Annotated in this window: 9 protein-coding genes; 4 read left to right on the top strand and 5 right to left on the bottom strand. The window is 62.2% G+C overall.

Annotated features, from left to right (window positions below; translation table 11 throughout):
• Positions 1 to 37 precede the first annotated feature (37 nt).
• Together fmt and P9875_RS04885 are read left to right on the top strand one after the other, a co-directional pair.
• Positions 38 to 994: a methionyl-tRNA formyltransferase gene (gene fmt / locus P9875_RS04890; RefSeq protein ID WP_278317724.1), complete on the top strand. Its 957-nt coding sequence runs from the start codon at positions 38 to 40 to the stop codon at positions 992 to 994.
• Between the two features lie 14 nt (positions 995 to 1,008).
• Positions 1,009 to 1,911, top strand: a complete 903-nt coding sequence (locus tag P9875_RS04885; protein WP_278317723.1) for a LysR family transcriptional regulator — start codon at positions 1,009 to 1,011, stop codon at positions 1,909 to 1,911.
• On the opposite strand, the gene P9875_RS04880 is transcribed toward P9875_RS04885, so the two are convergent.
• Positions 1,912 to 2,319, bottom strand: coding sequence for a tautomerase family protein (locus tag P9875_RS04880; RefSeq protein ID WP_278317722.1), 408 nt, complete (start codon positions 2,317 to 2,319; stop codon positions 1,912 to 1,914).
• 156 nt (positions 2,320 to 2,475) lie between these two features.
• Complete coding sequence (locus tag P9875_RS04875; protein WP_278317721.1) at positions 2,476 to 4,941, bottom strand: IPT/TIG domain-containing protein; 2,466 nt, start codon at positions 4,939 to 4,941, stop codon at positions 2,476 to 2,478.
• A gap of 687 nt (positions 4,942 to 5,628) precedes the next feature.
• Here P9875_RS04875 and metH point away from each other — a divergent pair.
• Positions 5,629 to 9,399 carry a methionine synthase gene (gene metH, locus P9875_RS04870; protein ID WP_423221845.1) on the top strand — a complete coding sequence of 1,257 codons (3,771 nt, stop codon included), beginning with the start codon at positions 5,629 to 5,631 and terminating at the stop codon, positions 9,397 to 9,399.
• 111 nt (positions 9,400 to 9,510) lie between these two features.
• The gene (locus P9875_RS04865; RefSeq protein WP_099403347.1) at positions 9,511 to 9,882 is read left to right on the top strand and encodes an SPW repeat protein; all 372 of its coding nucleotides are present in this window, start codon (positions 9,511 to 9,513) and stop codon (positions 9,880 to 9,882) included.
• Between the two features lie 155 nt (positions 9,883 to 10,037).
• Here the strand turns inward: P9875_RS04865 and P9875_RS04860 are convergent, their stop codons facing one another.
• From P9875_RS04860 to P9875_RS04850, 3 genes are all read right to left on the bottom strand, one after another.
• Positions 10,038 to 11,318 carry an EAL and HDOD domain-containing protein gene (locus tag P9875_RS04860; protein ID WP_219311899.1) on the bottom strand — a complete coding sequence of 427 codons (1,281 nt, stop codon included), beginning with the start codon at positions 11,316 to 11,318 and terminating at the stop codon, positions 10,038 to 10,040.
• A gap of 137 nt (positions 11,319 to 11,455) precedes the next feature.
• Complete coding sequence (locus tag P9875_RS04855) at positions 11,456 to 12,235, bottom strand: class II glutamine amidotransferase (protein WP_099403398.1); 780 nt, start codon at positions 12,233 to 12,235, stop codon at positions 11,456 to 11,458.
• A gap of 77 nt (positions 12,236 to 12,312) precedes the next feature.
• Positions 12,313 to 12,570, bottom strand: a complete 258-nt coding sequence (locus P9875_RS04850; protein WP_035824528.1) for a BTH_I0359 family protein — start codon at positions 12,568 to 12,570, stop codon at positions 12,313 to 12,315.
• Position 12,571 lies beyond the last annotated feature (1 nt).

The raw sequence follows: 12,571 nt of genomic DNA, 5'->3' as shown, positions 1-12,571 counted from the left end.
CGGGCGCGGGCCTGCGCACCTCACGTCAAGGAACCATATGAAAGTGATCTTCGCAGGCACGCCTGAATTCGCCGCCACGGCCCTGAAAGACTTGCACGAAGCGGGATTCGAGATTCCGCTGGTGCTGACCCAGCCCGACCGCCCTGCCGGGCGCGGCATGCAATTGCACGCCTCGGCCGTCAAGCAGTACGCACAGCAGCACGGCATCGAGGTGCTGCAGCCGCTGTCCTTGCGCATGGACAGCAAGGACCCGCAGCGCGCCGCCGAAGCGAAGGCGGCCCACGAGCGCCTGCTGGCCACGGACTACGATGTCATGGTGGTGGCCGCCTATGGCTTGATCTTGCCGCGCAGCACGCTCGACCTCAAACCCTGCATCAATATCCACGGTTCCTTGCTGCCGCGCTGGCGCGGCGCCGCACCGATTCACCGCGCCATCGAAGCCGGTGACGATGAAACGGGCGTGACCATCATGCAGATGGAAGAAGGCCTCGATACGGGCCCCATGCTGGCCATCGAGCGCACACCCATCGAAGCGGGCGACTCCACCGCCAGCCTGCACGACAAGCTGGCCACCCTGGGCGGCAAGATGATCGTCGAAACCCTGCGCAAGATGCAGCAGCAACCGCTCGAAGCCGTGCCTCAGCCGGAGGCGGGCGTGACCTATGCGGCAAAAATCGCCAAGGAAGAAGCGGCGCTCGATTTCAGCTTGCCGGCGCTGGAACTGGGCCTGAAAATCCGCGCCTTCAATCCGTTTCCCGGTGCCTGCGGCCAGGTCGATGGCACCACCGTCAAGATCTGGGCCGCCGAGGTAATCGAAGCGGACAGCAAGGAAGCGCCCGGCCAGGTGCTGGCGGCAGACGCCCAGCACGGCATCGTCGTCGCTTGCGGCAATGGCTCCCTGCGCCTGACGGAACTGCAAAAACCGGGCGGCAAGCGCCTGCCTGCGGCCGAATTCATCAAGGGCTTCCCACTCGAAGGCAAGCGCTTCGTTTAAACCGGCACGTGCCCATGGACCAGCTGACCGCCCTGCGCGCCCTGCGCCGCGTCGTGGAACTGGGCAGCTTCACGGCCGCTGGCAGCGCGCTGGGCATATCCCACTCCATCGTCTCGCGCCAGATCCGCCAGCTGGAAAGCCAGCTGGGCGCCCAGCTGCTCAACCGCACGACGCGCCGCTTCGCCCTGACGGCCGCCGGCCAGGAATACTATCTGGCCAGCCGCGACATCCTCGACGCCCTCGACGCGGCCGACCGCGCCGTCGCCATGCACCAGGCGCAGCCGTCCGGCAGCTTGCGCATCAATGCGCCGATGGCTTTCGGCACCCTGGAACTGGCCGCCTGGCTGCCCGATTTTTCCCGCCTATACCCGCACATCCACATCGACCTCGTCTGCAATGACCGCATCGTCGACCTGATCGACGATGGCTTCGACGTGGCGCTGCGCCTGGCGCGCGGCTTGCCCGATTCCACCTTGGTGGCGCGCCAGCTGGCCAGCAGCCGCACGGTGGCCGTCGCCGCGCCCGCCTACCTGGCGCGCCATGGCCATCCGGCCACGCCGCAAGACCTGGCGCAGCACAATTGCCTGATGTACACCTCCGGCGACAAGCCGGCGGAGTGGTCGTTCACGGATAGCGACGGCGCCGCGCACAAGGTGGCCGTGCGCGGCAGCCTGCAAGCCAATACCAGCGTTGCCTTGCGCGAAGCGGCCGTGGGCGGCATGGGGATTGCCGGCGCGGCCGCCTTCATCGTGCGCGACGCGCTGCGCAGCGGCCAGCTGGTGGAAGTGCTACCCGGCTACACCTTGCACCCACGCACCCTGTACGCGCTGTATCCGCACAGCCGCCAGCTGTCGCCGAAGGTCAGAGCCTTCATCGATTTTGCCGTGCAACACTATCAAGATCGCCGCTGGGATTGATCACGGCTGCTGCAGCGCCTTGCGCACGGCGCGGAACTGCTGCGTCAAGCCGCCGTAGCCCCAGGCCGCCTGGCGCGCGTCATGCACGTGGATGTAGCTGACCTCATGCAAGGCGCCGAGATACTCCTCCATGGCGGCGAACACGGCGGCGATATACGCGGCCTTTTCGGCGGCCGTATTCGTTTCATCGCTGATCAGGATATCGAGGAAAAAACTGGCCTTGCCTTGCGCTTGCAAGGATGGCCCGCCGACAAACCAGTGCGCCGCGTCAAGATGGCTGATCGCCACCGACGTCAGTTCGGGCGCCTTGTGCAGCAGCTGCGCCGTCAATTGGCTCAGGGTGGCGGCGATGGCGGCCGACTGGCGCGCATCGGGCGCGGTGGACAAACGCAGGTTCAGGATGGGCATGGGATGCTCCGCAAGTGAATGAAGTCCCATTCTAGGCAGGCGGGATGAGAAATGGCAGCCTGCGCGCGGCACAGGATTTGTGCAGTTTGCGCACGAATGCGCGCGCATAAAAAAGGGCTTGCCGCGGCAAGCCCTTGTTGCATCCAACGCCCTGGCTTAGCGGCGCTGCACCTTCATCAGGCGTGCGCCCACGGACGACGACAGGCTGACCTCGAAACGGCCGCCGGCCGGCAAGGCGCTCACGTCGACGCTGGCTTTGCCACCCGTCAAGTCAGTGGCGACCACCGTCTTGCGGCCATCGGCGGCCACGTACAGCACGGCGGCATACGGTTCCGACTGGGCATTCCAGACCAGCGCCAGCTTGCCGCCGCTTTGTGTCGCATCGAACGTGGCATCGTTGGCGGCGACCTTGCTGCGGCGCGCCGGGCGCTCCAGCTTGGCTAAAGCCTTGCCGTTTTGCAGCACTTGCACGTCGCTGATGTCGCCCGGGTTGGCGAAGCTGACGCGGAAATGGCTCATGGCGTTACCGCCATGGTCGGCCACGGAGACGGCATCGAAGGGCAAGTCGATAGTCTGCCCCGACGCCGTCAGCACGCGCAAGGTATAAGCATGGCCGCTGCCACTGGCAGCGACGCCGATGCGCACCGACGAAGCAACGGCAGGACGCAGACCCACGCCCGATGGCGTGATGCGGCCGGAAATCGTCAGATAGCCATTCTCGGCCACGGACATGCTGGCGGCCAGCACATTGCTGCCCGTAATCTGCGTGCTGCGTTTTTCCAGGAATTGCTGCACCCGCGCATAGCTGTAGTCGGAGAACCAGGCGCCGCTGCAATAGCTCATCACGTCCTTCATCGGCGTGCTGCCGTAGACCGCCTTGCTCAGCTGGCCGATGCTGCCCGCGTAGTTGCTGTTGTACAGCGCTTGCGGACCCAGATCGCCATTGGCATACGGGTAGTCGGGAGCCGCATTGGCTGGACCGCCGCAGGCTACGTGCTGCAGCGAGTGGTTGTGGCCCAGCTCATGCACGAGCGTGGTCAGCCATAGAGGCCATTGATTGCCGAAGGGGTCGACCGCTGCGATGCGGTTGGAACTGGCATCGAGGCCGATGGCCGACGTGAAGTCGCTGCCGCTGCTGCGCTGGTTGATATAGGCGAGGCCGGCGGCGTTGTTGACGGACATCTTCGGCACGAAACCATAATAATAGGCGCCGCTGTCTTCCAGCGCGCGCTGGTTTTCCAGCTTGCCCAGGGCATCGCTCCACCAGCTGTCGGCCGTGCTGCTGCCCGGCATGCTCAGCGCAGTGCGCGTCGTGATGCTGATATTTTCCGTCGCATACGGATACACGCGCAGCAGCGCGGCGCGGATCACCTCGGCGTCAGGCAGTTGCGCCACGCCATCATCGGTGCTCAAGGGCACGAGCACCAGACGAATTTTGGCCAGGCTGGCCACCGCAGGCGCCGCTTCCTGGCTCACTTGCACGCCGTCATTGCCGACGGCCGTCACGCGCACGCGCACGCCGGGCAAGATCCAGCCGGAAGGCAGGACGGCACTGAAATTGCCGTTGAAACTGTCATCGTTCTTCGTCGCCGGCAAGAGCGCCGGCCCCGTCATCGCGATGCTGCCCAGATTGCTGCCATTGGCGGCCGTCGCATTCAAGGTGACAGCCGGGCTGGTCTGGCCCACTTGCGCGCCCAGCACGGACACGCGCACGGCGGCCGGCTTGCCGCGCGTCAGGCGCAAGGCTGTATTGCTGGCGTTCAAATTCAGTACTTGCGCGAAATCAATGCTGCCCAGGGTAAAGGCCGACACCGTGCCCGCATTCACGGCGATGCGCGACGCGGCCGACAGCATCACGTTGCCCGTTGCCGAGGCTGGCGCGGACAGCAGCAGCTGGCTGGCGCTGGCGCTGACGATGACGGCAGGCGTATTGCCCACCGAAGCCGAGCTGACCTGATCGAGATTGCTGCCCTGCAGCGTCACCGACAAGGTCGTGCCGTTGACGACCGACGAGATCGACGTCACCGCCACGCTGGCCAGGACCGTGTACGCGTCGCCGCTGGCGACATCGTTGTAGGGACCGCGCACCGTCAGTGCGCCAGTCGCGGCGCCCGCAGGCACCAGCACCGTCACGCTGCTGGCCGTCTGGCTTTGCGGCGTTGCCGCCGCGCCATTGCCAAACTGTACCGCCGTCACGGCGCCCATGCCGGCGCCCGTGATCGTCACGCTGGAACCGACACCGCCCGTCGCCGGTGCGACGCTGCCCACGCTCAATGGCAGGTACACAGTGACGTTATAGCTGGTGGCCGCCGTGCCGCTGGCGCTGACCAGGCTCAAGGCGCCCGTGACGGGCACGCCCGGCATGGCCAGAGTCACGCTGGTGTCGCTGCTGGCACTGGCGGCAACGTTCACGCCACCCACCTGGAAAGCCGTCACACGGCTCAGATTCGTGCCCGTCACCACCAGGCTGCCACCGATGGCGACATTCGCCGCCGAGACGGCCGTCACGGCGGGAATCAGGACGGGCGTACCCGAGGTGGTCGCCACCACCGTGTCGCCACCACCACCGCCCCCGCCGCCGCAGGCGGACAGGCCCAGCATGACAAACAATGCTACAAGCAAATGGTTTTTCATGGCTGGCAACCATGTTGATGCAGCGCGATGCCGGGGAGGACACGAGATAAATGTGACATATTGGTGACTTTTGGTGAGAATTTAATTTCGAAGAACCAATATTATGGGTTAATTCGATTCCTAAAGACAACTATTAATGCTTTTGATTCAATTGGTTTTGATAATAATTAAAATATCTTCTTGGCAAATTTTATTTTGAGCATTATTGGCTTCACTCTGCATTGGCTTAAATCGAAATTACTTTCCTTTGCAGCTATTGCTATTCGGTTCATTAAAAATATGCTGATATGGCGCAAATAATGTGGAAATTTTTCCACAGCCTAGAGAGCAGTATCTCCCTGCCAACTTTGGCGGAAAAATTAACGTTTTGAGTAAGATTTTCAGGAATGTCATTTTCAGAAGCTGGCGTGGCGGAGGGCGATGTGTTGCAATGTGTTGCAACCACGCCTGCCGTGGGGCGAACGGCCGCTTTTGCTTAAAACCAAAGCAGCCTGATGCCGTATAATTTTAGACCCGGTGAAATCAGGCGATTGCCACCTTCTGCCTGCCCTACCCGGCCGGCACTCTCCGTCAGCTGATCCTGCTGGCCGCATCCGCCTCGTACCTGTCTTGTCGCCGCGCCGCCGCCCGTTTGCCTATTGAAAGCATGAAATGAACGATACCGTGATCCCCGCCATGTCCCCGACCGAAGCCACCTTGCGCGCCATTCTTGCGCGACGGATCATGATTCTCGACGGCGCGATGGGCACGATCATCCAGCAATACAAGCTCGACGAAGAAGCGTACCGTGGCGGCCCCGCCGGCCGCTTCATCGATTTCACCGCGCCGGCCGACAGTGGCGCGCGCGAACTGTTCGTCAAGGGCAATAATGAATTGCTGACCCTGACGCAGCCGCACATCATCCAGGAAATCCACGAGCGCTACCTGGCGGCCGGCGCCGACCTGATCGAAACGAATACCTTCGGCGCCACGACCATCGCGCAAGACGATTACCACATGGCCCACCTGGCCTATGAAATGAACGTGCAGGCGGCAAAACTGGCGCGCGCCGCCTGCGATAAATATTCCACCCCGGACAAGCCGCGCTTCGTCGCCGGCGCCCTCGGGCCCACGCCGAAGACGGCGTCGATCTCGCCCGACGTCAACGACCCGGCCGCGCGCAACGTCAGTTTCGACCAGCTGGTGGCCGCCTACCTGCAGCAGACGCAGGGCCTGGTGGAGGGCGGCGCCGACGTGCTGCTGGTGGAAACCATCTTCGATACTCTGAACTGCAAGGCGGCCCTGTTCGCCATCGACCTGTTCTACGAGCAAAACCCGACCGTCGTGCGCCTGCCCTTGATGATTTCCGGCACCGTCACGGACGCGTCGGGACGCATCCTGTCGGGCCAGACCGTGCCCGCCTTCTGGAATTCCGTGCGCCACGCAAAACCGCTGACCATCGGCCTGAACTGCGCCCTGGGCGCCGCCCTGATGCGTCCGTACGCGGAAGAGCTGGCCAAGATCGCCGACACTTTCGTCTGCATCTACCCGAACGCGGGCTTGCCCAACCCCATGAGCGACACGGGCTTTGACGAGTTGCCAGCCGACACGTCCGCCCTGCTGCGCGAATTTGCCGACGCGGGCTTTTTGAACATGGCGGGCGGCTGCTGCGGCACCACGCCTGAGCACATCGCCGCCATCGGCGAGTTGCTGTCGAAAAATACCCCGCGCACCGTGCCGGCCCCATCGCACGACTTGCGCCTGGCCGGCCTGGAACCGTTCGTCGTCAATGACGAGTCGCTGTTCGTCAACGTGGGCGAGCGCACCAACGTCACGGGCTCGAAAGCGTTCGCGCGCATGATTCTCAACGAGCAATACGACGAAGCGTTGTCGGTTGCCCGCCAGCAGGTGGAAAACGGCGCGCAAGTGATCGACATCAACATGGATGAAGCGATGCTCGATTCGCTGGCCGCCATGACGCGCTTTTTGAACCTGATCGCCTCGGAACCCGATATTTCGCGCGTGCCCATCATGGTCGACTCGTCGAAATGGTCGGTCATCGAAGCGGGCCTGAAATGCGTGCAGGGCAAGGCCATCGTCAACTCGATTTCCATGAAGGAAGGCGAAGAGGAATTCCTGCGCCAGGCGAAACTGTGCCGCCGCTACGGCGCGGCCGTGATCGTCATGGCCTTCGATGAGAAGGGCCAGGCCGATACCTTCGAGCGCAAGATCGAGATTTGCGCGCGCGCGTATCACCTGCTGATCGACGCGCTGGACTTCCCGCCGGAAGACATCATTTTCGACCCGAACATCTTTGCCGTCGCCACCGGCATCGAAGAGCACAACAACTACGCCGTCGACTTCATCAACGCCACGCGCTGGATCAAGGAAAACTTGCCGTACGCGAAGATCTCGGGCGGCGTGTCGAACGTGTCCTTCAGTTTCCGCGGCAACGATCCCGCCCGCGAAGCCATCCATACCGTCTTCCTGTACCACGCCATCAAGGCCGGCATGACCATGGGCATCGTCAACGCCGGCATGGTGGGCGTGTACGACAACCTGGACCCGGAATTGCGCGAGCGCGTGGAAGACGTGGTGCTGAACCGCCGCGAAGACTCGACCGAACGCATGATCGAGTTTGCCGGCACCCTGAAGGCGGGCGGCAAGGCCGAGGCGCAAACCCTGGCCTGGCGCGAAGGCACGGTGCAGGCGCGCCTGTCGCATGCGCTGGTGCACGGCATTACGCAATTCATCGTGGAAGACACGGAAGAAGCGCGCCAGGAGCTGCTGCACAATGGCGGGCGCCCGATCCACGTGATCGAGGGCCCCTTGATGGCGGGCATGGACGTGGTCGGCGACCTGTTTGGCCAAGGCAAAATGTTCCTGCCGCAAGTGGTGAAATCGGCACGCGTGATGAAACAGGCTGTGGCTCACTTGATTCCGTTTATCGAGGAAGAAAAGCTGCTGGAAGAAAAACGCACGGGCATCGTGGCCAAGCCGAAGGGCAAGATCATCATGGCGACCGTGAAAGGCGACGTGCATGACATCGGCAAGAATATCGTCACGGTAGTCTTGCAATGCAATAACTTCGAAGTGGTGAACATGGGCGTGATGGTGCCGTGCTCGGAAATCCTCGCGCGCGCCAAGGTGGAAAACGCCGACATCATCGGTCTGTCCGGCCTGATCACGCCGTCCCTGGAAGAAATGGCCTATGTCGCCAAGGAAATGCAGCGCGACGAACACTTCCGCATGCTCAAGATTCCCCTGCTGATCGGCGGCGCCACCACCAGCCGCGCCCACACGGCAGTGAAAATCGCGCATAACTACGAAGGCCCCGTGATCTACGTGCCGGACGCCTCGCGTTCCGTGTCCGTGGCGCAGTCGCTCTTGACGCCGGAGCAGCGCGACAAGTACGTGGAAGACATCGAGCTCGACTACGCGCGCATCCGCGAACAGCACGCCAACAAGAAGGCCCTGCCCATCCTGCCGCTGGCGCAGGCCCGCGCCAACAAGATGGTCGTGCCCTTCGACGGCCCCTGCACGCCCGTGAAACCGAAGTTCATCGGCCGCCGCCTGTTTAAAAATGTCGACCTGGCAACGCTGGCCAACTATATCGACTGGGGCCCGTTCTTCCAGACCTGGGACCTGGCCGGCCCCTTCCCCGCCATTTTGACGGATGAAGTGGTGGGCGACGCGGCCACCAAGGTGTACGCGGAAGGCCAGGCCTTGCTGAAAAAACTCATCGACGGACGCTGGCTGACGGCCAATGGCGTCGTGTCCTTGCTGCCGGCCAACAGCGTCAATGACGACGATATCGAGGTGTACACGGACGATACGCGCAGTAGCGTGGCGTTCACCTACTACGGCATGCGCCAGCAGGGCGTCAAACCCGTGGTCGACGGCGTGCAGCGTCCAAACCAGTGCCTGGCCGACTTCATCGCACCGAAGGCATCGGGCGTGAAGGATTACATCGGCATGTTCGCCGTCACGTCCGGCCTCGGCATTGAGAAATACGAAAAACGCTTCGAGGATGCGCACGACGATTACTCGTCCATCATGCTCAAATCGCTGGCCGACCGCCTGGCCGAAGCATTCGCCGAATACCTGCACGAGCGCGTGCGCAAGGATTTGTGGGGCTATGTGCCGGACGAGCACCTGGGCAACGACGACATGATCGCCGAGAAATATGTCGGCATCCGCCCGGCGCCAGGCTACCCGGCCTGCCCCGAGCACACGGTCAAGAAACAGATGTTCGAGATCATGCAGGCCGAGGAAATCGGCATGCAGCTGACGGAATCGTACGCCATGTTCCCCGGCGCGGCCGTGTCCGGCTTCTATTTTGCCCACCCGGAGTCGAAATACTTCGTCGTCGGCAAGATCGGCATGGACCAGGTGGAAGACATGGCCAAGCGCCGTGGCGCCAGCATCGAGGACGTGGAACGCTGGCTGGCGCCGAATCTGTCATAAGCGGTGAGAAGGCGCGCGGAACTTTTCGCGCGCCGCAGCGCACTAACGCAGTATGCCGGCCGGCATGCTGCATGCCCGCTCCGGCCCGTTCTCAATTGGCAAGGAGGTAATATGGCAAGCAACTTCAAACTGAAACGCTGGCAGGATCAGGTGATCCTGTTGCTGGGCCTGTGGCTGGTCGTCTCGCCCTGGGCCTTTTCCTACCCCGAGGGGTCACCGCAGATGATCAACGCCTTTGTCTCGGGCCTGGTGATCGCCGGTCTGGCCGCCTTCGACCTGTACAAGACCTATTTCTGGGCCGTCGTCGTCAACCTGCTGGTGGGCGTGTGGGTGGCGGCCTCGCCATGGGTATTGCGGCTGGCCGATCAGCCCGTCGTCATGTGGAACGAGCTGATCGTCGGTATCGCCGTCGTCGTGCTGGCCCTGTGGGAATTGCGCACCGACCCCGAGCTGCACAAGCACTGGCCCGGTGCGGCGGCGTAGCGGCGTAAAAAAGCCCTGTCACGGCGGCGCCGTGCAGGGCTGTTTTTTGGACGGGTCGCGTAGGTCGGATTAGCGCTTGCGCGTAATCCGACACCACAGTCATCGCCAACAATGTTGTGGGATTACGCGTGGCCTGGCGGCCGCGCTAATCCGACCTACAGCGCATACCTTACAACGTTATCGCTCCATTCATAGGCGGCCATTTCCAGCTCCACCAGGTCGTCCGGCGACATGGCCAGGTCGCGCAGGGTTGGCACGATCTCGCCTTCCATGTCTTCGATGCGCTCGATGCATTCGGCCAGGCGCAGCAGGTCGCCGTAGAAGCCTTCGCGCGACAGCAGCGCTTCGGCCACTTCATCGATGACTTCGATCTGGCTGAGGATTTCCGACATCGGCACGCCGAACAGGGTATCCATCAGGGACATGATGCCGACCGTAAAGGCGATATCGGCCGAATGGGCGTGGTTGGGGCGCAGTTTATGCGCAAGCAGTTCCAGCAAACGGCCGCGCGTGGTGGCCAGCATCAGCAGCGGCGTCATGCTATGACCGCGCTTGCTTGGTTCCGCGTACAGCATGATTTGCAGCCAGCGCTGCAATTGGCGGCGGCCCAGCACGGTCACGGCCTGGCTCAGCGAATCGATGCGCTGGCGCGCGCCCACGGCCGGCGTATTGACCAGGCGCAGCAGGTTCAGGGCCAGCGACACGTCGCGCTTGATGGCGCGCTCGATATCCATGTTGTCGGCGTCGGACGTCACCAGTGTCATCAGTTCCATGACGGCCAGTTGCGACGGCGACAGCTTCTTGCCCGTCATGATGGCGGGCTTGGCAAAGTAATAGCCCTGGAAGTAATCGAAGCCCAGGTCCAGGCCCGATTTGAATTCTTCGCGCGTCTCGACCTTTTCCGCCACCAGTTTCTTGTTTTCCTGCTTGAAACGAGGCGCCAGGGTCGCCAGCACTTTCGGGTCGACCTTGCTCATGTCCATCTTGACGTACTGCACCAGCGGCAGCAGTTCCTGCACTTGCGCCGTGTCGGAAACGACGTTTTCCAGCGCAAATGTGAAGCCATGGCCCACCAGTTCGCTGATGCGCGCGCGCACTTCCGGCGTGACGGGCATCGATTCGACGATTTCCAGCACGACTTTTTCACGCGGCAGGAAGACGAAGATGTCGCTCATGATCACGTCGGCATCGACGTTGACGAAACCGAGCGCGTCGCCGATGACCTTTTCCATGCCCAGCTGGGAAGCGTGGGCGATGACGGATGCCGTGGCGGACAGGTCGCTGGTAATGTTGGCGGGGCCGACCGGAGCGTTGCGGAATAGCAACTCATAGCCAAACAGGGCTTGATTGCGGTCAAGGATAGGTTGTCGCCCCAGATAAAACTCGCGCACGCGCAAGGGTTTCGGGGTGATGTCGTTGCTGGAAATATCGATCATTAACTCTTCATCAATCACGTCGAGTGACACCGGCCGCGCCGCGCCCGCATCAAGGTTCACTATTGACAATACTTTAGCTGAATTCCGCCCGCGCTGTGGGTATTTTGGCAGCAATCCAGTTTATTGTCGTCAACAAATTAGGGCACTGGCGTGTCTTGCACCATCCCGTCGACAAATAATTTCAACTCGCCCGGCGCAAACGCCGTCCATTGCTCATTTGTCGTCAGCGGCTGGGTAACGATCACGGCCACTCTGTCCTGCGGTGTCGTCACTTGGGAAAAGTCCACGCTCAGGTCTTCATCGGAGAGTTTAGCAGTTGGGAACGGATGTTGTCGCACCAGATAGTGCAAGCTGGTCGAGCAATGGGCAAACAGCGCCTCGCCGCTCGACAGCATCATGTTGAACGTGCCGTGGGCAGCGATGCTGGGCAACAACTGCGCCAGGGCTGCATGCAGTTGCGGCAAGGCCGGCGGGGCGTCGCCAAAGCGCGCGTGCAATTCCTGCAGCAGGTAGCAGAAAGCCAGTTCGCTGTCGGTACAGCCGACGGGGCGGTAACTGCCCGTCAGCACGGGATGGAATTCCTTCAAATCGCCATTGTGGGCAAAGACCCAGTAGCGGCCCCACAGTTCGCGCACGAAGGGGTGGCAGTTTTCCAGCGCGACCTGGCCTTGCGTGGCCTTGCGGATATGCGCGATGACATTGCGCGACTTGATCGGGTAGCGTTTGATCAGTTCGGCCACGGGCGAGGCGATGGCCGCCTGGTGGTCGACGAAATGGCGCACGCCGGCGCCCTCGAAAAAGGCGATGCCCCAGCCGTCATGGTGGGTATCGGTATGGCCGCCGCGCATGGCGAAGCCGGTAAAACTAAAGACAATGTCCGTGGGGACATTGCAATTCATTCCGAGAAGTTGGCACATGGTCTGTTTGCAGCGGGATAACACGGCCACCATACCACGCCATCTGGCGGATTGGTATGGCGGCGATGGCCATCACTCTAGTGCAACAGCACGGGTTGGCTCATGAGGGAATCGTAGCTGCCCAGGAATTCATCGATCTCTTCCATGCTGGGTTCGCTGGCGATCAGCTCCGTGACGTCGCGGCGAAAGTTTTGCGCCAGGATGCCGGCGATAAACGTCTCGCGTTTGCCCCCCTTGTCGACGATTTCATAGCCGCCAAAGCGCAGGGCTTCCAGGTCGCCGTCGATGCCGAATTCCACGACGCTGTATTGTTCGCTGTTATAGATCAGGTTCATT

The sequence above is a fragment of the Janthinobacterium rivuli genome, assembly GCF_029690045.1.
GTDB lineage: Bacteria > Pseudomonadota > Gammaproteobacteria > Burkholderiales > Burkholderiaceae_D > Janthinobacterium > Janthinobacterium rivuli.
This window is presented reverse-complemented; position numbering and strand designations above follow the sequence as displayed.